Source organism: Agromyces capsici, assembly GCF_058349965.1.
On sequence record NZ_JBYRET010000002.1, the window covers coordinates 858526 to 882877 of the forward strand.

Sequence of the window (24352 nt, forward strand, 5' to 3'; positions counted from 1 at the left end):
GAGTTGATCGCCCGCGGGCGAAGGAGACCTGGGTGGCCGTACGCGACGCACTGCTGGTGCTGCTGCTCGACGGGCCGGCGTACGGCTTCCAGTTGCACGGCGGGCTGGCCGCGCGCACCGGGGGCCGGCGCGAGATCAACGTCGGCCAGACGTACGCCACGCTCGATCGCCTGACCGCGCAGGGCTTGATCGAGCCGGCCGGCACGACCGACGACGGCCTGCCGCTGTACCGGACGACCTCGTCGGGGCGCGCTGCGGCGGCGGCCTGGCTCGCCGGGGCCGATGCCGCCGGCGCCGATCCCTGGCACGAGACGATCGACCGTGTGCTGATCGCGCTCTCCCTGCCCGCGGTCGATGCGACCCCCATCGTCGCCGGCGAGCGCGCGCGGTGGGCGGGGCGTCGCGCCGACGCCGAGCGACTCGCCGACGACCGTGCGGCATCGCCCGCGGGCGCCGGTCCTGCGTCCCTCGCCGCGCTCGCCGACCGCGCCGATCTCGCGAGGGCTGACGCGGCGATCGCGTGGCTCGAGGCGGTGGGCCGAGCGGATGGCGCCGCGCTCGAGTTCGCACCGAGCGCCGAGCGACCACGCCGCGGCCGCCGCCCCGCGCGCCCCTCGCCCGAGCCTCAGCCGGTCGACGCGTAGCTCCGCGTCGTGACGAGGTCGAGCGGGAACTCGACGGGCGCGTGCCCGAACAGCATCCGGCCCGCCTCGACGGCGGCCTCGCGCACGGCGGCGGCGACCTCGTCGGCGAGCTCGACGGGCGTGTGCACGATCAGCTCGTCATGGAGGAAGTACACGAGGTGCGGCATCCGCTCGAATGCCGGACCGGACGCGATCGCGGGCGTCGCCGTCGGGGGCACGCCGAAGGTGGTGAGGCGATTGCGCACCCCGGCGAGCCAGCACAGGGCCCACTCGGCGGCCGTGCCCTGTACGACGAAGTTGCGCGTGAAGCGCCCCCATTCGCGCGCCGCCGAGCGGGCGCGTCGCTCGTCGGCCTCGGTGGCGTCGGGTTGGGTGGCGCGGGCCTGGAGGTCGTGCCACCGCTCGGGCGGGACCGGCGACGACCGCCCGAGCAGCGTGGTGACGGACCGACCCGCCTCGCCGTCGCGTGCCGCGCGGTCGACGAGCGCCATCGCGCGAGGGTACGCCCGCGCGAGCCGCGGCACGAGCCGGCCGCTGTCGCCCGTGGTCGCGCCGTACATCGCGCCGAGCAGCGCGACCTTCGCCTCGTCGCGCGTGGCCACGACGCCCGCGTCGACGATCGATCGGTACATGTCGCGGCCGCGCCCCGCCGCAGCCATCGCGGAGTCGCGCGCGAGCGCCGCGAGCACGCGGGGTTCGAGCTGCGAGGCGTCGGCGACCACGAGGGTCCACCCCGGGTCGGCGGCGACCGCGCCGCGGACCGCCTTGGGCAGCTGCAGCGCTCCCCCGCCCGCGGTCGCCCAGCGGCCGGTCGCGGTGCCGCCCGCCACGTAGTCGGCGCGGAACCGGCCGTCGACGATCCACTCGTCGAGCCAGCTCCAGCCGTTCGCCGAGAGCAGCCGCGCGAGGCGCTTGTAGGCGATGAGCGGCGGGATGGCCGGATGGTCGTGCTCCCGCAGCTCCCAACGCGCCGTCGAATCGACGGCGATGCCCGCGCTGCGCAGCGCGCGCAGCAGGTCGGCCTGCGAGTCGAGGTTCAGCTTCGGGGCCTCGAGCGCCGCGCGCACGGCCTCGGCGAGCTCCTCCATCCGGGCCGGCTTCCGCCCGGGCGAGGGACGGGCGCCGAGCGCGTCGTGCAGCACCTGCTCGTGCACGCGCCGGTCCCACGGCAGTCCCGCGGCCCGGAGCTCGGCTGCGACGAGCGCGCCCGCCGACTCCGCGGCGAGCAGGAGCCGGAGCGCCGCCGGCTGCTCCGAACCGTCGACGAGTGCAAGTTGCCGGTCGTGCTCGGCGACGAGGTCGTCGGCAGTGGGCTGGCCTGGGGCGCCGGCCCGTGGACCGCCGCCGAGATCGGGCTCGGCATCGAGATCGAACAGCGCCGGGCCCCGGTCGACGGAGACCGCGGTCGGCAGGGCGCCGATCGCCGCCGCCTCCGCAGGCCCGGGAGGCAGCCACGCGGGCCGGGCCGGTTCGCGCCCCGATCCCTCCGAGACGCGCGTCGACGACGCGAGGATCGCGCCGCACAGCCGCAGGTCGTGGCACCGCGCAACCTGCACGCCCTGTGCCAGCAGCCCGGGCGCCCACTCCGTGGTGTCGCGCCACACCCAGCGCGGGGCCAGCGATGACTCGAGACGGGCGACCTCGCCGGGCAGGGCGTCTCGGTCGAGTTCGATGCGCAGATCGCCCTCGGGGTCGACGAGCTCCGCGCGCCCACCGCGCGTGGCCGCGACCGCGATCCGCACGTCGACGATTCTCCCCCGAGCCGGCGACATCGCGGTTCGTGACCGCACGGAGCCGGTCGCGTGACGCCGGTGTCGGCGGCATCCGTGATGATGTCGGCATGCGAGACGAGTGCGCGACATGGTCGCGGTGAGGTTCGGGTGCGGCCATGGGGCGGCACCGGAGGATCCGGCCGCGGTGGGCATCCGTCGTCCGTGCCCGCTGTGCATGCTGCTCGACGAGACGCAGCGCACGCGACGCGAGCTCCTCGGTCGGGTGGCGCCCCCGCAGCGGCGCGCGCTCGCGGCCGAGACCCGCGTCGGCGCCGAGTACGACTGGCAGTGCCGCCGCGGTCACGACCGCTACCGTGCGACGGTGATCGACGTGCTCACCGGTCCCGGCTGCGTCAAGTGCCGGGCGAACGCGGCTGCCCCGGGCGCAGCCCGCGAGGCCGGCATGCCGTTCATGAAGCCCGGCCTGCGCGTCGGCACCTCGATGACCGAGCAGCGGCTGCGCGCGCTGCTCGGCGAACGCGTGCGACTGCACCACCGCGCGAACGCGGTGCGCACCGCGCGCACGTTCTACGGGCGACAGGAGGTGTGGCCCGACATCCTGGTCGCCGAGCTGCGTATCGCGATCGAGTACGACGATCCCGGCCGCTCCGGCCGCGCGCACCGCGGGCTCAAGGAGGGCTCCGACGTCGAGAAGGATGCTGCGCTGCGTGAGGTCGGCTGGGAGGTCATCCGCATCCGCGCGGGCGGGCTCGAGCCGATCGGCCCGTACAGCGTCGCCTGCCGCACCGTGAACGCCCAGGTGGTCGACGAGGTCGTGCGCCTCATGGCCGTCATCCGCGGCGACGCCGCGGTCGATCGCCTGCGAGTACCCGGCACCGTGGCCTCGTGAGCGGGCATCGGAGCCCTCCGCGCCCGATTCCGGAGCGATTCCTCCGGATGGGCATCCTTCCCTCTGGTCGGCGGGGTTCCGGCCCACTATGGTGAGTCCGTCCCCGTCGACCCGAGCGGGGACTTCCTCATGCAGAAAGGCCCCTCGTTGCTCCTTCCGTTCCTGATCGTCGGGGGCCTCGGCCTCGCCCTGCTCGTGATCTCGCTCGTCATCGGCGACGTGCTCGACCACTTCGAGATCGGCGACGGGATGATCTCGGGAACGGCGCTCGCAGTGGGGCTCACGGTCTTCGGCGCGTCCGGCGCGCTCACCGTGAGTGCCGGCCTCGACCTCGTCTGGGCGTACGTGCTCGCCGCCGTCCTCGCGCTCGTCGCCTACGTGGCATCCGTCGCCTTCGTCCGCTCGCTCGCACGCAGCTCCGACGGCGTGCCCGCCTCGGCGGTCGGACTCACGGGCGTCGCCACCGCGTCCATCACCGAGGCCGGCGGCGAGGTCAGCCTCGACGGTCCCGGTGAGCTCGAGCGCCGCCTCGCGTACGCCGATGCGCCCATCGCCGAGGGCTCGCGCGTCACGGTCGTCGAGCATGTCGGCGGCCGCGTGAAGGTCGTTCCCGAGCGCGCCTGATCCCTCGAGACCTCCCCCGCACCAGACCCGAACCGGAAGGACTCCATGACCACCCCCGCACTCATCCAGATCGGCGCCATCGTCGCGATCGCCGTCGCGTTCCTCGGGCTGCTCGGCTTCATCGCCGGGCGGATCCGTCGTGTGCCGCCGAACGAGGCGCTCATCATCGTCGGCCGCGGTGCCGGCCGCGCGCCCGCCGAGATCGGCACCGGGCAGCGCGTCGTGATCGGCGGCCGCACGTTCGTCTGGCCGGTCCTCCAGCAGGGCTTCTCGATCTCGCTCGAGCAGCGCCAGATCGGCATCACCGTCGAGGGCGTCGACAAGCACCGCATCAAGATCGCGATCAAGGCGTCGATCAACTTCAAGGTCAGCGGTACGGAAGAGGGTGTCCGCCGTGCCGCGCAGCGGTTCCTCTCCCAGCAGGACCTGCTCACCGAGATCATCAAGGAGTCGCTCGAGGGCTCGCTCCGATCGATCGTCGGCGACATGACCATCGAGCAGATCATCTCCGATCGCAAGTCGCTCTCCGACCGCGTCGTCTCCGAGACGAAGACCGACCTCGCCGAGCAGGGACTCCAGGTCGACCTGCTGAACATCAGCGACATCTCGACCCCCGGCAGCGAGTACCTCGCCAACCTCGGCCGCGCCGAGGCCGCGCGCGCACGCCAGGTCGCCGAGGTCAGCGAGGCCGAGGCCGCGCGGGTCAGCGAGTTCGCGCGCATCGAGGCGGCCGAGCAGGTCGCCGAGCGCCAGAAGGCGCTGAGCCTCAAGCAGGCCGGGATCAAGGCCGAGACCGACCGGGCGAACGCCGAGGCCGAGGCGGCAGGCCTCCTGGCCCGCGCCGAGCAGGACAAGCTCGTCGCCGTGCAGGAACGCGACGCGCTCTCCGAGCAGGCGCTCGTGACGCAGGAGCGCCTCGACATCGAGATCCGCAAGCCCGCCGAGGCGCAGGCCTACGCCGAGGTCCAGCGGGCGAACGCACAGCGCGACGCCGCCAACGCCGCGACCGAGGCCGACGCGTACAAGCGCACCAAGATCGCCGAGGCGAACAAGGTCGCGGCGGTGCAGGATGCCGAGGCCGCCGCGACGAGCGTCCGCTTCGCGGGTGAAGCCGAGCGCGACCGTCAGGTGGCGCTCGCGGCCGGTATCCGCGCCGAGGGCGAGGCGCGCGCCGCCGCCATCCAGGCCGAGGGCGTCGCCGACGCCGCGGCGACCGACGCGAAGGCCGAGGCGCTGAAGAAGTACGGCGAGGCCGCCCTCGCGCAGGAGATCATCTCGCGCCTGCCCGAGATCGTCCGGGCCGCGGCCGAGCCGATCGCGAGCATCGACACCCTCACGGTCGTCTCGACCGACGGTGCGAGCGCCATGACGAAGACCGTCGGCCAGGTGCTCGGCGAGGGCACCGAGGTCGTCAAGTCGCTCACCGGCCTCGACGTGAGCTCGATCCTCGCGGGCCTCGCGGGCGGCCGCATCGTGGCCGCGCACGACGCGGTCTCCCCGAAGGCCGGCTGACACCACGGGAGGGCGTCGGTGTCCGAACCCGACGCCCTCCCGGTGCCTGTGCGCGCGGGAGCCTGTCCAGCCTCGCCGCCGACGGAATGAGTGGGCCCAACGCGAATGCACGACCGAGTGGACGAAGGAGTAGCGTCCAAGGATCGACATCCCGATGGAAGCGCGGTCACGGAATGACAGACCTGAGCGATGGTGCAGTCGACCGGTACCTCGCATCGCTGAACGACGCGCAGATGGTGGATGACAGCGAAACGCTGATCGAGATGATGCGGCGGATCAGTGGGCACGAGCCGACGCTGTGGAACGTGGGCACGATCGGGTTCGGCACCTACCACTACGAGTACGACAGCGGCCGCCGAGGCGACGCCCACGTGATCGGCTTCTACCCGAGGAAGGGAAAGCTGACCATCTATCTGATGGATGGAACGGCGCGCCACTCGGCACTTCTGGCGAGCTTGGGGAAGCACTCGACCACCGGCTACTGCCTCTACCTCAGACGGCTCAGCGACGTCGACCTCTCGGTGCTCGAGCAGATCATCCAGGACTCCTACGAGTTCGTCGAATCCAGGTCGCGCGACGGGCCGATACGGCAGATCCTGTGGAAGACCGAGGAGTAGCCGGCCAAGCGATCCAGGGTCGGCGCGGAGCGCAGCTCCGTCCCTCCTCGTCGCCTGCCCGGGAACGCACCAGGCGGTGTCCCCGGTCCGTGCGACGATCCGCAGGACGGGTGATCTGCGGGAGGGTGGGATGCGGGGCGAGGCGACGGTGCTGCACGCGGATCTCGACGCCTTCTACGCCTCGGTCGAGCAGCGTGACGCGCCCGGGTTGCGCGGCCGGCCGGTCATCGTCGGCGGCGGTGTCGTGCTGGCGGCGAGCTACGAGGCGAAGGCCCGTGGCGTGCGCACCGCGATGGGCGGCCGGCAGGCCCGCGACCTGTGCCCCGATGCCGTGGTCGTTCCGCCACGGATGGACGCCTACTCGGAGGCCAGTCGAGCCGTGTTCGCGATCTTCCGCGACACGACGCCCCTCGTGGAGGGGTTGTCCATCGACGAGGCGTTCCTCGAAGTCGGGGGCCTCCGACGCATCGCGGGCACACCCGAGCAGATCGCGGTGCGACTACGCGAGCGGGTCCGGGCGGAGGTCGGCTTGCCCATCTCGGTCGGGATCGCACGGACCAAGTTCCTCGCGAAGGTGGCCAGCGCGGTCAGCAAGCCCGACGGGCTGCTGGTGGTCGAGCCCGAGCGTGAGCAGGAGTTCCTGCTCCCGCTGCCGGTCGAACGGTTGTGGGGCGTCGGTGCGGTGACCGCTGAGAAGCTGCACCGGCTCGGCATCCGCACGGTCGGGCAGCTCGCCGAGCTGGAGGCCGACGCCGCGGAGAGGCTGCTCGGCAGAGCGACCGGCGCCCACCTGCACGCGCTGGCCCGGCTTCGCGACCCGCGCCCGGTCGACAGCACGCGTCGCCGCGGCTCCATCGGCTCTCAACGGGCGCTCGGCAGCCGCCCGCGCCCGCCCGAGGAACTGGACCTCATCCTCACCCAGATCATCGATCGGCTCGCTCGCCGCCTCCGCGACCGGGACCGGGTGTGCCGCACCGTCGTGCTGCGCCTGCGCTACGGCGATTTCGCGAAGGCCACCCGGTCGCGCACCCTGCGCTCCGCGACCGACCGCACCGCCGTGCTGCTCGGCGTCGCGCGAGGGCTGCTCGCCGCCGCGCAGCCCGAGGTCGCCGAGCGCGGCATCACCCTGATCGGCGTCTCATTCTCCCAGTTGGCGCACGCCGACACCATCCAACCTGAGCTGCCGATCGACTGGGACGACGGCGTGCGCCTCGACACGGTGCTCGATGCGGTACGCGATCGCTTCGGCGCCGCGGCCGTCGCGCGGGCCGCGCAGCTCGGTCGCGACCCGGGCTGGTCGACGCCGCTGCTGCCCGAACACGAATGAGCTCGAGGCCGGTCCCGGGTCGGGTTCGCACGGCCCCTGGGGTCCGCCCCCGTGCCTCCGACCAGTAGCGACGACGGGCGCGAGCAGTGGGCTCCGACAGGCAGGCTCGTGGCTGTCATCGACCGCACCCGGTCACCGAAAGGACAACATCATGAGCACCATCATCGACAGCACCACCGGCATCCGGCCGTTCACGGTCGAGTTCTCGCAGGAACAGATCGACGACGCGCGGCGGCGCATCGCGTCGACGCGATTCCCCAGCCGCGAACTCGTCCAGGACCGTTCGCAGGGAGTGCAGCTCGCAACGCTGCAGGCGCTCGCGCGATACTGGGCTGACGAGTACGACTGGCGCCGCGTCGAGCGAAGGCTGAACTCGCTGCCGCAGTTCACGACGGAGATCGACGGAGTCGAGATCCATTTCATCCACGTGAAGTCGCCGCACGAGAACGCGATGCCGCTGATCATGACGCACGGGTGGCCGGGTTCGGTCATCGAGCTGCTGGACACCATCGGACCGCTGACCGACCCGACCGCGCACGGCGGCTCCGCTGAGGACGCGTTCCACGTCGTGCTGCCGTCCCTGCCCGGCTACGGCTTCTCCGCCGAACCGACCGAGCTCGGCTGGGAGAACGGCCCCATCGCAAGCGCGTGGGCGAAGCTGATGGCGCGCCTCGGCTACGCGCGCTACGTCGCACAGGGCCTACCTCATCGGTTCCGCGATCTCCGGCGTAGGGTTCGGCATCGGCTTCCTCGGCGGCCTCCGAGCGCTCGCCATGGTCATCCCGCCGCAGCTGCGCGCCTCGGTGATGTCGGGCTACTACACGGTCGCCTACGCCGCGATCTCGGTGCCTGCTGTGCTCGCGGGACTCCTGGTCGGCCCGCTCGGACTGGCGCGGACGTTCGTCGTGTTCGGCGCAGCCATCGCGCTCATCGCCGTGCCGACCGCTCTCGTCGCGCACCGGCTGCGACCGGACGGCGTCACGCGACGCGCTGCTCGTCGCGCCCCGACGTCCGCATCCGGAACGAGCTCATCCCTGACGGCCGGTGCGCCGAACGTTCCCTGATGGCGAAAACGGCCCGGTCGGCTGACCTACCAGACGGTGCCGCCGCCGACTGAGATGCCGCCCCACGTGAGCGCGATGAAGATCGCGGCGAAGACGACGGGCGCAATACCCTTTCCGCCACGCGCAAGTCCCTTGAGGAGGGCGATCACCGTGAGAATCGCGGCGACGATGGAGAGGCCGCCGCCGAGAATCAGTCCGATGAACAGCGGGATGGGCATGAGTACGAGGCCGGCGAGCGCGAACCAGAAGGCGGCCCAGGCGGTCGGATTGGAGCGGCGCTCGACGGAGGAAGACATGCGTCCAGTATCTCGTGTTCGCAGTCCTCGGCCCCGGCCGCAGCGCGTACGTAGCGACACTTCATCGATGTCGGCCCAGGGTCCCGCGCCGGACGGCAGACGGCAACGGTGACCCCCGTTCGGGTGAACTTCTGCCAGCCGGTGACGGAGCCTCGCTCCGAGACATGTTGGGGTCTAGGCGCGGAGATGAAAATGCGGTTTACTGTGCCCCATCACGGACTGGCTCGGCGGCGAAGTGTCATGGCGCCCGAAGCAGTTCGAGTGGGCGGGACGGCGCGACTGGGGGGTTGACGTGTCCGAAACCATGAGATGGTCATTCTCCGTCGGTGTCGACGGTGGACCCAATCTGAAGGGCTCTGACAGCATCGACGTCGGGGCTTACGACAAGGTGAGTTCCGTCCTCGAGTCCGGCGCCACGGACATCGACGTCCAAGTGCAGCCGGCGACGGCCGCAGGGAAGGTGCACATCCTCGTCCTCCAGGCCAGTTCGTATGACGAGGACCTCACGTTCAGCGCGGACGGGGGCACGACGTCCTTCGGCCTCCTCGGCCCGCTCGTGTTGATCGGCAATGGAGCCGTCGAACTGCTCGCCGACGCTCCCCAGGCCCTGCGGTTCAGCAACGCCACAGCGCTCGCCGTCACGGTCGACATCCTGGTCGGGCGGGATCCCGCTCCGTAGAGCGCGCTGTGGCGCAGTCGAAGGGATAGGCCGTGGCCATCACCGTCTCATATCCGGGTGTCTATATCCGGGAACTCGACTCCGGAGTCCGGGTCATCCCCGGAGTTCCGACCTCGATCACCGCATTCGTCGGCCGAGCGCGGCGGGGGCCCACCGACTCCCCGACCCGCGTGCAGGGCTTCGGCGAGTACGTGCGCCGCTTCGGCGAGCTGTGGGAGGAGGCCCCGATGGGTCACTCCGTCTCGCACTTCTTCCGCAACGGGGGGTCGGACGCCGAGATCGTCAGGGTGCACCATCCGAGCGCGCCGGGCGCTGACGACCGTGCGGTCGCGGACATCCCGGCGGATGGCGGCACACCACTGACGCTCAGGGCATCGAACCCGGGAACGTGGGGCAACCGACTCCGGGCCTCGATCACGCTGCCGGACGATCCGACTCGATTCCACCTCACTGTCCGGGAGGTCTCCGCCGACGACGAGGACCTGGTCCTCACCGAGGAGCGGTTCCTCAACCTCACGCTGACCGCTGACGACCCGAGATTCGTGACGGACGTGCTCGCTGCGTCATCGCAGCTCGTCGACGTCGAGACCCTTCCGGACGGGCGTCCGCAGGTCACCGTCGTGGACTCCCCGATCGCGTTCGCGGACGGCGACGACGGCCTCGATGTGGAGGCCTCGGATGTATCGGACGATGCGCTCGCCGCGAATCGGCGGGGCATCTTCGCCCTCGAGGACGCCGACCTGTTCAACCTGCTCGTGATCCCGCCGTTCGCGCCCGACGTCGAGCCGGACATCGCGACCTGGGATGCCGCAGCCGCCTACTGCGCCACGAGACGCGCGATGCTCATCGTGGACCCCCCGGCAGCCTGGGATGAGCCCGACGACGTCCTCAACGGGCTGACGACCCTCGTGACCCGCTCCGCGAACGCCTCGATCTACTTCCCGCGCATCCGTGTGCCCGATCCGCTCAAGGAGAACCGGCTCGAGGCTTTCGCCCCGAGCGGGGCGATCGCCGGCGCCATCGCCCGGACGGATGCCCAGCGCGGGGTCTGGAAGGCGCCGGCCGGGATCGACGCGACCCTGAACGGCGTTCCGGAACTGACGGTGCGCCTCACCGATGGGGAGAACGGGCGCCTCAATCCGTTCGGCGTGAATTGCCTGCGCACCTTCCCCCGGGCCGGCCGGGTGGTGTGGGGCGCGCGCACCCTGCGCGGCGCGGACGACCTCGCTGACCAGTGGGCGTACGTCCCGGTGAGGCGCACCGCCCTCTTCATCGAGGAGAGTCTCTTCCGCGGCACGCAGTGGGTGGTCTTCGAGCCGAATGACGAGCCGCTGTGGTCGCAGATCCGACTGAACGTCGGCGCGTTCATGAACGGCCTGTTCCGGCAGGGCGCCTTCCAGGGCGTGACACCGGCCGACGCCTACTTCGTGAAGTGCGACCGGGAGTCGAACCCGCAGGAGGACATCGACCGCGGGATCGTGAACATCCTCGTGGGCTTCGCACCGCTCAAGCCCGCCGAGTTCGTCTTCATCAGCATCCAGCAATTCCGACCGGTGGTGTAGCCATGGCTCAGTTCAGCGTCAACGCGCAACGCTTCGACCCGTACAAGAACTTCAAGTTCCGGGTTCGCTGGGATGGCAGGTACGTCGCCGGCGTGAGCAAGGTCAGCCCGTTCAAGCGCACGACCGAGGTCGTCAGCCATCGCGCCGGGGGCGATCCGAGCACGAGCCGCAAGTCGCCGGGCCGGAGCGAGTACGAGGCGATCACGCTCGAACGCGGTGTCACCCACGACACCGAGTTCGAGAAGTGGGCGAACAAGGTCTGGAACCTCGGATCGGGGCTCGGCGCCGAGGTCTCGCTCGAGGACTTCCGCAAGGACATCGTGCTCGAGGCCTACAACGAGGCGGGCCAGCTCGTGATCGCGTACAAGGTCTTCCGTTGCTGGCCCTCCGAGTACCAGCCGTTCGGCGACTGGGATGCCAACGCCAACGCCGTCCAGATCGCGACCCTCAAGCTCGAGAACGAGGGCTGGGAGCGCGACTACGACGTCGTCGAGCCCACCGAACCGAAGTTCACCGAACCGAGCACGTAGTGGCCACGCCGCGGATCGCGAGCGACACGGAACTCCTCGACCTGCTCGACAGCGGCGAGTCGTTGTCGAAGCCCGAGCGCGCCATCCTGCTCGCGCGCGCAGCCGACGGCGGAGTCGATCCCGGCGCGCTGCCGTTGGGCGCGAGGGATCGGCTCATCCTCCGGCTCAGGACCCAGCTCTTCGGGCCGACGATCGAAGCCCAAGACACCTGCCCCCACTGCGGTGAGGAGACGAGCATCGAGCTCGACGTCGAGGCGCTGGAGCGGGCCGGCGCCGCGTCCACCTCCGACGTCGACCTCGCGATCGGCGAGTACGAGCTGACCGCGAGGCCGCCGACCGGTGCCGACCTGGTGGCGGCCGCCGGCGCGGTCGACCGACAGGCGGCGCGCGAGGCACTGCTCGCCGCAACGATCGTTCGGGCGACGAAGGCCGGCGTGCCGATCGCAGCGAGCGCGCTCCCGCCCTCCCTCGCGGCTGAGGTCGGCCGCCGTGTCGCGGACGCCGACCCGCTCGCCGAGATCTCGCTCGCCGTCAGGTGCGAGGCCTGCGGTGGCTCTTGGGACACCTCGCTCGAGCCGGGCGACTTCGTGTGGCGTGAGCTCCATGACTGGAGCCGTCGCCTGCTGTGGGAGGTGCACATCCTCGCGGCGGCGTACGGCTGGCCGGAGCACGAGATCCTCGCCGTGCCCCCTCGCCGGCGCACCGCATACCTCGGGCTGGTGCTCGGTGGCTGACTACTTCGACCGGCTCGTCGAGCGAGCGCGAGACGAGGGCATCGCGGCCATCGCGGCCCGCCCGCCGGCTCGCGCGATCTTCGACCCGTACCAGCCCGGAGCGGACCCCGTGGTCCCCGCACGCGAGGACTTCGTGGAGTCCGGCGCGGGTGCCGAGTGGGAATCGCTCGAGCCGCGGACGTCCGCCGGAGTCGCGCCTCCCACCGTCGCGGCGCCGGCCGATCCGGTGAGCGCCGAACGTCAGGCGGACGGCCCGTCGGCCCGATCGCGGGCCGCAGATGCCCCGAGCGCCTCTGCCGCCGCCGCGGATCCACCTCCGTTCGTCCCGGCGCCGTCGGAGGAACGGCCACCCACTCCGGCGAGGGCGACCATCGGATCGGTCGATCCGGATCACCGAGAGACGCCGCGCGCGCCGACGTCGGCTCGCAGCCGCGCCCCGGTGCCGAGCACAGCGCGGGGTCCGCTCGACGCCCGCCCGCTGCCCGCGGCAGTCGAGACCGCTCGGGCTGATCAGGTCGTCCCCGCCGCCCGGTGGGAGGCGAAGCCCGAGCCGGCGGGGCCGATCGACCCCCGATCGCGGATCCGACCCGCCACGGGCCTGTTCCCGCCTCCATCGCCGGCACTGCCGCCGTCGGAGACCGGCGCTCCTCCCCCGCCGCCGCAGACGGTGGTGCGGGTCTCGATCGGCCGGGTGGAGGTCCGTGCCCCCACGCCCGAGCGAACGCGGCCCCAGCCCTCGCCCGCTGCCCCGGCAGGGCCGCGGCTCACCTTGGACGCCTACCTCGAGCGCGCGAATCAGAGACGCCGGCGATGAGCAACCACCTGGCTGTCGCCGGAGTCACGGCGACCCTCGTCCAGCTCCTGGACGAAGCGGTCGCGCGCGACTTCACCGGTGCTCGGGCGAGCGCGGGAAGGCCCGATCTCCCCGGGGCGTCCGAGGCCGATCCAGAGGTGCGGGTCTACCTCTACCGCGTCGAGCCCAACCCGGCCCGCCGCAACGACGACCTGCCGACCCGCTCCGGCGACGAGACGCTGGTGCAGCGACCGCAGGCCGCCCTGAACCTGGACTACCTCCTGACCTTCATCGGCAGCGAGACGGACTACGTCCCCCAGCGGCTGCTCGGCATCAGCGTCGGGACGATCCACGTCCATCCCATCCTCACGCGGGGCGAGATCGAGCGGATGATCCTCGCGGTCGACGCCGACGATCCGCTCGCCCTCGTCGACCTCGCCGAGCAACCCGACGTGATCCGACTCACCCCGCTGCCCTTGAGCCTCGATGAGCTCGCGACCCTCTGGTCGTCGTTCTTCCAGGTCGAGTACCGGCTGTCGGTCGCGTTCAGGGCCGAGGTCGTCATGCTGACCCCACCGGCGTCGCCGTCCCGGCCGCTCCCGGTGATGGAGCGCAGGCTCTTCGCGTCGAGCATCCTCCGTCCGGTCATCCGCAGGGCCGTCCCGGTCGACGGACCGGACGTCCCGACCCTCCCCGGCACGCCCCTCGTCATCGAGGGCGGCGACCTGCGGGGCGAGGAGGCCACGCTCGTCGTGCTCGGCGACACGCGGGTGCCGACGACGACGGCCACCGGCAGGCGCATCGAGGTCGTGGTCCCCGACGACGTCCGGGCGGGTGCCGTCGGGCTGGTCGTCGAACACCAGCGGACGATGGGCGACCCGCCCGAGCTGCGCCCGGCGGGGCGGTCGAACCTCGTCCCGATCGTCGTGCATCCGCGGATCCAGGACGACGGCGCGGGCGGCCACCGGATCGGCGTCCGGCCCGGCGCCGTCGAGCACCCCGCGAACGTCTTCGCCGGGACCCTGGAGCTCGCGGTCGAGCCCCCCGTCGGCAAGCGCCAGGACGTCTCAGTGGTGCTCAACGCGGTCGACGGCACCGGTGAGGCGTTCACCTTCATGGATGAACGCCGCGACGTGCCCGGCGCACCGGAGGTCACGAGCGACCTCGACATCCCGTTCGCAGGGCTGCCGGGAGGCCACTACCTGGCGCGAGTCGTCGTCTCAGGCGCGGAGAGCCCGCTCGAGGTGGAGACGGCGGCCGGTCCGACGCACGACACCTTCGTCGCGCCGAGGGTGAGCGTGCCATGAGCGCGTCCTGGGCGAAGGACAACCAGCGGTACACCGCCGCAGCGATGTCGCGCGTGGCCGCCCTGCTCGACGGCCGCAGCGAGGCGGTTCCGCGGATCGACGAGCGGCTCGCGAGGATCGCCGATTCGATGGCCCGACCACCTGCCCTCACCTCGCTCGTCGAGGCGTTCGGACTGAGCCCGTTCGAGTCCGACGTGCTGGTGATGTGCGCCGGCGTCGAACTCGACGAAGGCGTGCGGTCGGCCCTCTCCCGACACGACGGCGACGGGCCCGAAGCGGGCCGCCGGCCCGCGCCGACGTTCGGCCTCGCGCTCGCCGAGCTTCCCGAGCCGCACTGGAGCGCCTTGACCCCGTCGTCGACCCTCCGGCGCTGGCGGCTGCTCGACGTCGGCACGGGACCCGTGCTGACCGAATGCCCGCTGCACGTCGGAGAGCGTGTCCTCCACTACCTCGCGGGCGTGCACTACGTCGACGACGCATCCGGCCTGAGCCAGTCGGCCCCGTCGCAGGAACTCGCGCGCAGCCATGCGGTCGTGTCGGAGCGCGCGGCCATGGCGATCTCCGCGGCGATCGGCGGCTCGGCCCCCGTCGTCCAGGTGCTCGTCCGCCGCCGGAGCACGGGTCGCGCGATCGCCGAGTCCGCGGCTGCGCGGCTCGGCCTCTCCGCCGGCGTGGTCCGCGCCGAGGACATCCCGCCGACCGGATCGGACCGTCGCGACCTCTCGCGGCTCATGGAGCGCGAGGCCGTGCTCGCAGGGCTGCTCCCGACGATCGACGCGGTCGACGGCGACCGTGACGCGCACGCGGCCGCCGCCCGGTTGGCCGAGGAGATCGGCGGACCCGTCGTCCTGGTCGCCAGGGACCCCGTCGACCTGGAGCGCGACGACGTGCGCCTGAACGTCCCCGTCGCGACCCCTGAGGAGCGGCGTGAGGCGTGGATCGCCGCGCTGGGACCGGCGAGCGAATCGCTCAACGGGCAGGTGACCCGCGCGGCGGAGCTGTTCGACCTGGATCCGACATCGATCCGGGCGACCGCGCTCGAGTACTCGGCGCTCACGGCCGCGGGCGGCGACGAGCCATCCGACCCGGCCGGGACGTTCTGGGACCTCGCCCGCGGACGCGCTCGACCCCGGCTCGAGCACCTCACCGAGCGCGTGCCGCCGTCGGCGACCTGGGACGAGCTCGTGCTGCCTGACGCCCAGAAGGAGACCATCCGCGAGATCGCCTCCCAGGCCCGGTGGCGCGGGAAGGTGCACCGCGAGTGGGGATTCGGCGTCGACGGCGGTCCCGGCCGCGGCATCACGGCGCTCTTCTACGGGCCGAGCGGCACGGGCAAGAGCATGGCCGCGGGCGTGATCGCCGATGACCTCGACCTCGACCTCTATCGCATCGACCTGAGTCGCGTCGTGAGCAAGTACATCGGCGAGACCGAGAAGAACCTCGGCACGGTGTTCGACGAGGCCGAGGGCGCCGGTGCCGTGCTCCTGTTCGACGAGGCGGACGCCCTGTTCGGACGACGGAGCGAGGTCAGGGACAGCCACGACCGCTACGCGAACCTGGAGGTGAGCTACCTGCTGCAGCGGATGGAGGCGTACGACGGGCTGGCGATCCTCACGACGAACCTGCGCAGCGCGCTCGATCCTGCGTTCCTGCGGCGGCTCCGATTCGCCGTGCAGTTCCCGTTCCCCGACGCGGCGAGCCGGGCCGAGATCTGGCGGCGCGTGTTCCCGCCCGCGGTGCCGACCCTGGATCTCGACGTCGACCTGCTCGCCCAGCTCAACGTGGCCGGGGGGAACATCCGGACGATGGCGCTCAATGCCGCTTTCCACGCCGCAGCGGCGGACTCCGGCGTGCAGATGCAGCATGTCCTGCGGGCTGCGAGATCGGAGTTCGCCAAGCTCGAGCGGCCGCTCCCGGAAGCGCAGGTGCGCGGGTGGACCTGACCGAGGCGATGACGATCGTGGATATCGCGATCGATGAGGTGACGGTGGAGGGTCTCGATGAGCTCGACCGGCTCGCACTCCGCGATGCGCTCGAAGGGCACCTGGCCAGGCTCATCGAGGAACGCGGGATCCCGTCCGCCTGGCTGGCGTCGGGCGCCCGGGCCGAACTCGGTGCCGAACTCGACTGGGACGGCCGCGGCGGCACGAACGGGCTCTCGGCGGCGCTGGCGGATCGGATCTATCGGGGGTTCGCGCCGTGAGCGCGCGGGCGGGCACCGTCCTCGAGCGGCCAGCGCGCCGTCGAGCGGCGCCCGCACGGGCCGTCGCGGTGGTGCACGCGAAGCCGGATCTCGGCCCAGCGGAGAGCGAGCGCATCGCCCTGCCTCACCGTGCGCTGCTCGAAGAGCGATTCGGCAGGCCGCTCGACGACATCGCCGTGTACTCCGGTCCCCGTGTCGCCGCAGCCCTCGGCCGATTCCACGCCGTGTCGGCCGCGCGCGGGGACGTCGTGTACCTGGCCAGCCCCGCCGCACCCCTGCACGTCGTCGCGCACGAGGTCGCGCATGCCGTGCAGGCCTCGAACGGCGCCGCGCCGGCCCGCGCGGTAGAGCCGTCGGAGAGTGCGGCCGAGCGCGAGGCGTCGTCGGTTGCCGCCGCGGCGAGCCGCCCACACGGCGGCGTCGGCCGCGTCTCGGTGAGCGAGGGCATCCATCCCGACACCCTGGCGCTCCTCCGGGTGCCCTCGCATCGGACCGGCGACGAGCTCACCCTCGGTCCGCCCACGAGTTCGATCGCCCGCCGGGACATCATCCCGGCCGCCGCGGCATCCGCGGAACCGGCGATCACCGGCGCGCCTGAAGCGACGCCGTCGGCGACCCCGACCGGCGCGGAAGCCCAGGAGGAGACTTCGACGGGATTCCAGCTCCCGGCGGTGCCCGAGCTCACGGTGAGCGCGGAGGAGGTCGCTGCGAGGCAGGCCGTGATCGCCGAGGCGGAGGCGGCGATCGCCGCCGCGGACACGCCGGAGGCGCTGCTCACGGCGTACGCGACGGCGCCGCCGACCGTCAAGGCCCGGCGGGCGAGCACGCTCGGCACCGAGGTGGCGGACGTCGCCGCGACCGAGTCGGTCCAGTGGCAGGCGGACGTGCCGGACCTGCACGCCGCGCTCTCCGGGGGCGAACCCCCGGGGACGCCGGTCCCCGTGCTCTCGCCGCCGCAGCGACCGGTGGAACTGGAGGGATCCGTCGTCGCTCCGACCCCGGAGCCGGAGATTCCCGATGTCGCCGTGACCGGATCGTTCGAACCGGACGCTGGCGCGGTGAGTCCCCTCGACCGGTTGCACGAGCCCGACCCCGCCGTGCTCGCGGAGCAGATCGGCGACTCGCTCGATGCCGTGCAGACGATCGATCCCGGGGTTCCACGCTCACCCGGTCCACCACCGATGATCCCGCTCGGCGGCGAGACCGATCCCGCCCGCGTCGCGGAGGTGGAGGGCGCCGGTCGCGCCGAGGCGGCGGGCGCCCGCGACGAGGCCGCGCATGCGGTCGTCGCCGGACCCGGACCTGAGGTCGTCCAGCCGTCGTCACTGGACGACGCCTACGCCGTCGGCGAACTGCCCGCGCCCGTGATCGAGGCGCCCGCGGCGCCCGAGGGGCCCGAGGCGTACGTCGCCATGGGTCTGCCGCCCGAGGTCCAGGTGGCCTTCGACGAGCAGCAGCACGCCGCGATGGAGCAGTCCATGACCGACTCGGTCACGCAGGCCGAGCAGGCGGCGACCGACCGCGACACCGCGAAGGCGACGGCCGTCGCCGAGGCGGAGGCGGGGGCGGCCAGGCTCAACGAGCGGGCCGACGGCGAGCAGGCGACGGCGGTGCTCGACGCGCGCACCGACATCCAGGCCGCGAGGCAGGACACGGTCGATGCGCAGCAGCGAGCGGTCGAACGCGTCGAGGGCGAGGCCGCCGACCAGCGCAGGATCGACGAGGAATCGATACGCACGCGCGTCGCCGATGACCAGGAGAAGATCGACGCCTCCTACGCGACCGCAGAGCGCGACATCGGCGACGAGGTCGCGGAGGGCGAGCGCCAGGCCGCGGCGAAGAAGGAACAGGCCGAGCGCGCTTCCGAGGACGAAAGCTGGTGGGACCGCGCGGTCAGCTTCGTCAGGGACGCATTCAACGCGCTCGTCGACGCGATCGGCGCCGTCTTCGACGCGGTGCGCAGCGCGGTCAACGGCATCCTCGACGCCGTGAAGGCCGCCGCGCTGGCGGCGATCGACGCGGTCGCCGGATTCATCAAGGACGCCATCGCGGCCTACGGCGAGTTCCTCAAGGCGGCGATCACCGGGCTCATCGGGGAGGTCTTCCCCGAGCTCGCCGCGGCGCTGAACGAGGCGATCGACACCGCGGTGGCGGCCGCACAGCGCGCGGTGGACGTCGTCGCCGACGGCCTCAAGGCCGGCGTGTCGGCCCTCGTCGAGGGCCTTCGTGCGGGGCTCATGAAGATCATCGACGCCTACCAGGCGGCGGTGACCCTCGCGCTCAGCGTCGCCGCGGCGGCGATAACGGGCGACTGGGGTGCGCTCGCGATGCGCGTGCTCGAGGCGGTGCTCCGGCTCATCGGCGTGGACCCGGAGGCGTTCTACGCGTTCGTCGGGCGTGCCCAGGAGACCCTCCAGCTGATCATCGACAACCCGGTCGGATTCCTCGGCAACCTCCTCGCGGCCGTCACCGGTGGCATCCAGGGATTCGCCGACCGGATCATCACCCACCTGCAGGCCGGCGTCATCGGTTGGCTGACGGGCGCGCTCGGCGGCGCGGGGATCGTGCTGCCGCAGTCGTTCGACCTGCTCGGCGTCCTCGATCTCGCGCGCCAGATCCTCGGCCTGACCTGGGAACTGCTGCGCGCGAAGGCGCGGAAGCTCATCGGCGAGAAGAACGTCGAACGGCTCGAGATCGTCTTCGGCTTCATCGAAACCCTCGTCACCGAGGGGTGGGGCGGCCTCTGGGCGAAGATCATGGAATCGGTGTCGACCGTGTACGACATCGTGTTCGAGGGGATTGCGAGCTTCGTACGCGACCGAGTCATCATCTCGGCGATCACGAAGCTGGCGAGCCTCTTCAGCCCGGTCGGCGCCGTCGTCCAGCTCGTCCTCACGGCGTGGAACGTCTACACGTTCCTGCGAGACCAGCTCGCCCGCATCGCCGAGGTCGTGCAGACCGTCACGAACGCGATCGGGGACATCGCCCGCGGTGTCCTGGACAACGCCAAGGCCGCCGTCGAGGGCGTCCTCGCGCGACTCCTGCCGCTCGCGATCGACCTGCTCGCCCGCGTGATCGGTCTCGGGAACGTGGGTGCGAGGGTCAAGGAGATCATCGAGAAGGTGCGGGCGATGATCGATTCGGGCATCGACGCGATGCTGCAGCGCGTCGCCAGCGCGTTCAAGGGCGGTGCCGTACAAAACGCGGCCCCGGCGGCGCCCGTCGGCGGCGGCGAGGCCGCAGCCTTGGAGAGCGAGACTGTCTCGGAGGCGTTCAAGGTAGCTGGAGAGGACCACACACTGCGATCGATCGTTGTCGGAGACCAGGCCACGACGGATATGGCGAGTGGCTCGTTCGGCCCGATGGTCTCTCGCGTGAACGCACTCCTCAGGGCCCTGACGCAGACCTATCTGAATCCCCGGGCCGCGAAGTTCGTTGGCGCCGATGCCGCCACGGCCCTCACCGTGAAGTTCGACGCAATTCGTGCGAAGGCGACGTCCCTAGTGGCGGACCTCGATGCCGCCAAGGCACCCGCGGGCGCGGATGTGAGAGTACGAGCTAAGGCCGCACGGAATGAACGCAAGATCGTCCGCGATGGGTTCACCGCGATGCGGGTGCTGTTCGATGAGCTGAAGCTCCCCGAGGCGACCTCAGAGATCCTGCATCCGGGTCACGGACCGAAGGCGGGAGGCGTCGACTCCTTCGGACGAGCGAGTTCGTTTACGGTGGATCCGCTCAGCGTCGACTCGCTCGACAAAGGAGGCGCTGCAGAGCCGGGCGTTCCCGGCGTTGCCGTGTGGCCCGGCTACGACAAGGGACATCTCGTGGCGAAGTCCCTTGGAGGCCCGGGAACCCCGGAGAACCTGGTCCCCATGTCCAAGTCCGCGAACACGAAGCGGATCGGGATCCAAGCCGTCGAGAACAGCCTTCGGACGGCGCTGCGATTCATTGCGAAGAACCCCGCGCAGTTCCCGCCGGATAATCCTCAATACGTCTTCCGTTACGTGGTTTCGGTGCGAAGGTACTACGAGCCCTCGGATCTGCAGAGTGAACTTGTCGCCAGGCGAGTGACGAAGGAGGGCTCCAAGGCCGGCGAGAACCTCTTCGCACTGGCGCAGGGGGCCAAGAAGAAGGCTCCGCCTCCCCCATCGCTGTTAGCAGCTGTCGGTGAACCCCCCGAGCCACTTGATTCCGGGATGCTTGCCGCTCTCCCCGACAATCTCCGGCGCCGGACCGCTTACTACTTCCATCCCACCGAGGTAGTCGCCAGTGTCGAAGTACTGCAAGAACCCGCGGATGCTCGCACGCGCTTCCCGATCCATACCGGCGGACCGGTCCCGACACACCTGGACGTGGACGTGCTATGGCACAGCTGATGACAGACCGAGTCAACCGCCAGCTGACCGCACACCGTAGCTCGCAGCCGTCCAGTCTGCTTGCGCCACCGGCGCCGACCGCCCGCTGGTCGCCCGACCTCGATCCGATCAGCATCCATGTGAGCAGCGCGAAGAGCGTTCCGGCAGGCTCGTTCGGTGAGGCGTCCCGCGGCTCGGTCAGGAGGATGAGCGCGAGCGGCTCGCTCGCCTCGTTCTGCGAGACGCCCGCGCGCTATCCGTTGCGGGTGCGCTTCTACGTCGACGCGGAAGGGCTCCCCAGGCCCGCGCCGTTCACCCCGCCGACGGTGTCGGCGAGCCTCGCCTTCACACCCCAGGGCCGCAGCGCACCGTCGGCGGAGCGGAAGGTCGTCGATCCCGCGCCCGCCTACGCCGGTCCGGGCATGTGGCTCGGCACCCGCTTCGGCGACGTCCTCAGCCTGACGGTGCCGGGCAGCGGCACGCTCGGGGTCGACGCGGCGCTCGCCGATCCCGACACCCGGATGACGATCCGCTACACCGACGACCTCCCCTGCCGGCTCGAGCCATGCGCGTGAACGAGGAGTGCAGATGACATCCAGCCCGATCTCCCCGCCTGTGTTCAAGGGGGCGCTCGTCGCGGTCGATCCGCTGCGACCCACCACCGGCGTGATCGTGTTCCAGTACAACCCCGACACCATCACGCGCACGCTCCAGGCGAGGACCACAGGCGGCGAGGCCGGGTCGGGCCCGCTCCGCCTGAGCGGCCCGCCCGAGGAGACGATCAAGTTCACCGTCGATATCGACGCCACGGATCGGCTCGAGACCGGCGAACCCATCGCCGAGACACTCGGCGTCGCGCCATCCCTCGCGGCTCTGGAGACCCTGCTCTACCCGGGCTCGGCCACGGTGATCGCGAACGAGGCGCTCGCCCGGATCGGGGTGGTCGAGATCTTGCCCATGGCGGCCCCCCTCACCCTGCTGGTGTGGGGTGCGCGCCGCATCCTGCCGGTGCGGGTGACCGAGTTCTCGGTCACGGAGGAGGCGTTCGATCCCGCACTCAATCCGATTCGCGCGAAGGTGGACCTCGGGCTCCGGGTCGTGAGTTACTACGACACCGGGATGACGAGCGCCGCCGGGGCGCTCTCGATCGCCGCCCACGTCGCGAGCGAGGTGCTCGCGACCCTCAACACGGCGGATGCGGCGGCGAGCGCCGTCCGCTCCGCCGCTGGACTCGGAGGACGCTGATGACATACGAACCGACGAGCCGCTACTCCGATGTGCCGACGGCGCAGTTCGCCGTGGTCGACGCATCCGGGGAGACTCGCACGATCGCCTACTCGGTCCGGCGGGTCATACCCGACTACGCCGACCAGCCCGTGCTCGCCGAGCATCGCGTCGCCGAGGGCGAGCGACTCGACGTGATCACCGCGCGCAACGCCGGCGATCCGGAGCGATTCTGGATGCTCTGCGACGCGAACACGGTGCTCAGCCCAGCCGAGCTCGAGGTCGTGGGGCAGGTCATCCGCATCGCGATGACGCGGGGGTAGGGATGTCACTCGGCGGCGACCTGGGTATCCGGCTCATTGTCTGGATGGGCGCGACGGTGCCGCGCCCGGCTCCCCCGGCTGTGCTCCAGGCGCTGCAGTCGGTCGAGGTCACCTCCGACCGAGAGAAGGGCGATGGGCTGCAGCTGGTCCTCAGCCTGCTGAAGTCGCAGGCGCTCGACTACCCGCTGCTGCGCGAGCCCCTCCTGACGCCCGGCAACCGCATCGTGGTCGGGGTCGCCATGGGCATCGTGCCGCAGATCCTCATCGACGGGCTCATCACGCACCAGGAGGTTTCAGCGGGGGGTGACGGAACCTTCAGCATCACGGGGCAGGCGATCTCGTCGGCGCTGAACCTCGAGGAGAAGGACGAGCCGTTCGAGAACCAGCCCGATTCAGTCATCGCGACCCGGATCATCGGCGGCTATCCGCAACTGGGTCTCGTGCCGGCAGTGACGCCGACGACGGATGTCCCGCTGCAGGTCGAGCGGACGCCTCGCCAGCATGAGACCGATCTCGCCTATCTCGAGCGGATGGCCGAGCGGAACGGGTTCGTCTTCTACATCGAACCCGTATCGCTGGGCGTGAACAGCGCGTACTGGGGGCCGGAGAACCGGCTCGGGCTGCCACAGCCGGCGCTCACCACCGACATGGGCGCCATGACGAACGTGAGATCGCTCTCCTTCGCGTTCGACGCGCTCGGACCGGTCGCGCCGCGGGGAGTCTTCGTCGATCCGATCTTCAAGCTCAGCGTTCCCATCCCGGCGCTGCCCTCGCTGAAGGTTCCTCCGCTGGCCACGAGCCCGGCACCGGCACTGCGCACCGAACGGGTGCGGGACACCGCCAACCGCAACGCGGCGAACGCGGCCACCGCCCTGCTCGCCGCCGCGACGAACGCCCCCAACGCCATCAGCGGCGACGGGGAGGTCGACACGGCAGCGTACGGGCACATCCTCCGCCCCCGCGGACTCGTCGGCGTGCGCGGCGCGGGCCTCTCACTGGACGGCCTCTACCTCGTCGACGCCGTCACCCACAAGCTCGCGCGAGGCGAGTACACGCAGAAGTTCCGCCTGAGCCGCGAAGGCCTGGGCACGACGACACCGGTGGTGCGGGTATGAGTGGACCCTTCTACGGAAAGTATCGCGGCGTGGTCACGAGCACGAAGGACCCGCTCATGATCGGGCGCATCCAGGCGCGTGTGCCCGACGTCATGGGAGACGACGCGAGCGGCTGGGCGATGCCGTGCGTGCCGTTCGCCGGCACGGGCATGGGCTGGTTCGCGCTGCCCGCCGACGGTTCGGGCGTCTGGATCGAGTTCGAGCACGGCGACCCCGACTATCCGATCTGGACCGGATGCTGGTGGGGCGACGCGACCGAGGTGCCGAGCCAGGTGCTGACCCCGCCGCAGACGGGGAAGGTCCTGCTGCGCACCGACGGGGGCAGCAGCATCCTCATCGACGACACGCCGGGGGTCGGCGGCATCACGCTCGCGACGGCGGCCGGACAGAAAGTCGTCATCTCTGCCACCGGCATCGAGATCGACAACGGCTCGGGCGCGAGCCTCAAGATGCAAGGCCCGCAGGTGTCCGTCAACGGCGGCGCGCTGGAGGTGACGTGATGCCCGGCTATCTCCTCGATGCCGGGGCGACCGTGCTGTGCTCCCACGGCGGGCAGGCGTCCTCGGCGATGCCGAGCCCGCGGGTCAAGGCGGGCGGCCAGCCGATCACCACGGCGAGCGTCCCCCACACGGTGAGCGGATGTCCCTTCAACGTGTCGGGTTCGCCGATGCCGTGCGTCGTCGCCCAGTGGACGAGCGGCGCGACCCGGGTGCGATCACTCGGTGCGCCGTTGCTGCTGCAGGACAGCCAGGCCGTGTGCATGCCGAACGGCACACCCGTGACGATCACCGTCACCCAGGTGCGAGTGAAGGGGACGTGAG

23 protein-coding genes and 1 pseudogene are annotated in these 24352 nt (G+C 71.4%); 22 read left to right on the plus strand and 2 right to left on the minus strand.

Annotated features, from left to right (window positions below):
• Positions 1-32 precede the first annotated feature (32 nt).
• Complete coding sequence (locus tag AC3RKB_RS17765) at positions 33-644, plus strand: PadR family transcriptional regulator (RefSeq protein WP_491437630.1); 612 nt, start codon at positions 33-35, stop codon at positions 642-644.
• Here the strand turns inward: AC3RKB_RS17765 and AC3RKB_RS17770 are convergent.
• Positions 626-2386, minus strand: coding sequence for a bifunctional 3'-5' exonuclease/DNA polymerase (locus tag AC3RKB_RS17770; RefSeq protein WP_491437632.1), 1761 nt, complete (start codon positions 2384-2386; stop codon positions 626-628). The genes AC3RKB_RS17765 and AC3RKB_RS17770 overlap by 19 nt on opposite strands.
• 175 nt (positions 2387-2561) lie before the next feature.
• Here AC3RKB_RS17770 and AC3RKB_RS17775 point away from each other — a divergent pair, with 175 nt between their 5' ends.
• The 6 genes from AC3RKB_RS17775 (at position 2562) to AC3RKB_RS17800 (ending at position 8463) form a co-directional block, all read left to right on the plus strand.
• Positions 2562-3266: a hypothetical protein gene (locus AC3RKB_RS17775; protein WP_491437633.1), complete on the plus strand. Its 705-nt coding sequence runs from the start codon at positions 2562-2564 to the stop codon at positions 3264-3266.
• Between the two features lie 129 nt (positions 3267-3395).
• Complete coding sequence (locus tag AC3RKB_RS17780) at positions 3396-3890, plus strand: NfeD family protein (protein ID WP_491437634.1); 495 nt, start codon at positions 3396-3398, stop codon at positions 3888-3890.
• Positions 3891-3935: 45 nt separating this feature from the next.
• The gene (locus AC3RKB_RS17785; protein WP_491437635.1) at positions 3936-5402 is read left to right on the plus strand and encodes a flotillin family protein; all 1467 of its coding nucleotides are present in this window, start codon (positions 3936-3938) and stop codon (positions 5400-5402) included.
• 173 nt (positions 5403-5575) lie between these two features.
• Positions 5576-6019, plus strand: a complete 444-nt coding sequence (locus tag AC3RKB_RS17790) for a DUF1801 domain-containing protein (RefSeq protein ID WP_491437636.1) — start codon at positions 5576-5578, stop codon at positions 6017-6019.
• A 130-nt stretch (positions 6020-6149) separates the two neighbouring features.
• Positions 6150-7346, plus strand: a complete 1197-nt coding sequence (gene dinB / locus AC3RKB_RS17795; RefSeq protein WP_491437637.1) for a DNA polymerase IV — start codon at positions 6150-6152, stop codon at positions 7344-7346.
• A gap of 151 nt (positions 7347-7497) precedes the next feature.
• Positions 7498-8463 (plus strand): epoxide hydrolase family protein, encoded by a 966-nt coding sequence (locus AC3RKB_RS17800; RefSeq protein WP_491437638.1) that lies wholly within the window; start codon positions 7498-7500, stop codon positions 8461-8463.
• Here AC3RKB_RS17800 and AC3RKB_RS17805 read toward each other — a convergent pair.
• Positions 8437-8706 (minus strand): hypothetical protein, encoded by a 270-nt coding sequence (locus AC3RKB_RS17805; RefSeq protein WP_491437640.1) that lies wholly within the window; start codon positions 8704-8706, stop codon positions 8437-8439. The two genes, AC3RKB_RS17800 and AC3RKB_RS17805, sit on opposite strands and share 27 nt — an antisense overlap.
• Before the next feature lie 292 nt (positions 8707-8998).
• On the opposite strand from AC3RKB_RS17805, the gene AC3RKB_RS17810 reads away from it, so the two are divergent.
• From AC3RKB_RS17810 to AC3RKB_RS17880, 15 genes and pseudogenes are all read left to right on the plus strand, one after another.
• A complete protein-coding gene (locus AC3RKB_RS17810) occupies positions 8999-9385 on the plus strand; it encodes a hypothetical protein (protein ID WP_491437641.1) in 387 nt (128 codons plus the stop codon).
• A 32-nt stretch (positions 9386-9417) separates the two neighbouring features.
• On the plus strand, positions 9418-10947 hold the full coding sequence (locus AC3RKB_RS17815) for a phage tail sheath family protein (protein ID WP_491437643.1): 1530 nt from the start codon (positions 9418-9420) through the stop codon (positions 10945-10947).
• Between the two features lie 2 nt (positions 10948-10949).
• Complete coding sequence (locus AC3RKB_RS17820; protein WP_491437644.1) at positions 10950-11477, plus strand: phage tail protein; 528 nt, start codon at positions 10950-10952, stop codon at positions 11475-11477.
• Positions 11477-12211 (plus strand): T4 family baseplate hub assembly chaperone, encoded by a 735-nt coding sequence (locus AC3RKB_RS17825; protein WP_491437646.1) that lies wholly within the window; start codon positions 11477-11479, stop codon positions 12209-12211. The genes AC3RKB_RS17820 and AC3RKB_RS17825 overlap by 1 nt, the downstream gene beginning before the upstream one ends.
• 810 nt (positions 12212-13021) lie before the next feature.
• On the plus strand, positions 13022-14311 hold the full coding sequence (locus AC3RKB_RS17830; RefSeq protein ID WP_491437647.1) for a Pvc16 family protein: 1290 nt from the start codon (positions 13022-13024) through the stop codon (positions 14309-14311).
• Complete coding sequence (locus AC3RKB_RS17835; protein WP_491437648.1) at positions 14308-16254, plus strand: ATP-binding protein; 1947 nt, start codon at positions 14308-14310, stop codon at positions 16252-16254. The genes AC3RKB_RS17830 and AC3RKB_RS17835 overlap by 4 nt, the downstream gene beginning before the upstream one ends.
• The gene (locus tag AC3RKB_RS17840) at positions 16245-16514 is read left to right on the plus strand and encodes a hypothetical protein (RefSeq protein ID WP_491437649.1); all 270 of its coding nucleotides are present in this window, start codon (positions 16245-16247) and stop codon (positions 16512-16514) included. The genes AC3RKB_RS17835 and AC3RKB_RS17840 overlap by 10 nt, the downstream gene beginning before the upstream one ends.
• A 176-nt stretch (positions 16515-16690) precedes the next feature.
• Positions 16691-16780, plus strand: a pseudogene (locus tag AC3RKB_RS17845) (hypothetical protein); the annotation flags it as partial.
• A 1146-nt stretch (positions 16781-17926) separates the two neighbouring features.
• On the plus strand, positions 17927-20890 hold the full coding sequence (locus tag AC3RKB_RS17850) for a DNA/RNA non-specific endonuclease (RefSeq protein ID WP_491437883.1): 2964 nt from the start codon (positions 17927-17929) through the stop codon (positions 20888-20890).
• Positions 20878-21444, plus strand: a complete 567-nt coding sequence (locus AC3RKB_RS17855) for a hypothetical protein (protein WP_491437650.1) — start codon at positions 20878-20880, stop codon at positions 21442-21444. The genes AC3RKB_RS17850 and AC3RKB_RS17855 overlap by 13 nt, the downstream gene beginning before the upstream one ends.
• Positions 21445-21457: 13 nt before the next feature.
• Positions 21458-22114, plus strand: a complete 657-nt coding sequence (locus AC3RKB_RS17860; protein WP_491437652.1) for a hypothetical protein — start codon at positions 21458-21460, stop codon at positions 22112-22114.
• Positions 22114-22416 carry a hypothetical protein gene (locus AC3RKB_RS17865; protein ID WP_491437654.1) on the plus strand — a complete coding sequence of 101 codons (303 nt, stop codon included), beginning with the start codon at positions 22114-22116 and terminating at the stop codon, positions 22414-22416. The genes AC3RKB_RS17860 and AC3RKB_RS17865 overlap by 1 nt, the downstream gene beginning before the upstream one ends.
• Positions 22417-22418: 2 nt before the next feature.
• The gene (locus AC3RKB_RS17870) at positions 22419-23531 is read left to right on the plus strand and encodes a hypothetical protein (RefSeq protein WP_491437656.1); all 1113 of its coding nucleotides are present in this window, start codon (positions 22419-22421) and stop codon (positions 23529-23531) included.
• Positions 23532-23560: 29 nt separating this feature from the next.
• Positions 23561-24031 carry a phage baseplate assembly protein V gene (locus AC3RKB_RS17875; protein WP_491437657.1) on the plus strand — a complete coding sequence of 157 codons (471 nt, stop codon included), beginning with the start codon at positions 23561-23563 and terminating at the stop codon, positions 24029-24031.
• Positions 24031-24351 (plus strand): hypothetical protein, encoded by a 321-nt coding sequence (locus tag AC3RKB_RS17880; RefSeq protein WP_491437658.1) that lies wholly within the window; start codon positions 24031-24033, stop codon positions 24349-24351. The genes AC3RKB_RS17875 and AC3RKB_RS17880 overlap by 1 nt, the downstream gene beginning before the upstream one ends.
• Position 24352: the final 1 nt, after the last annotated feature.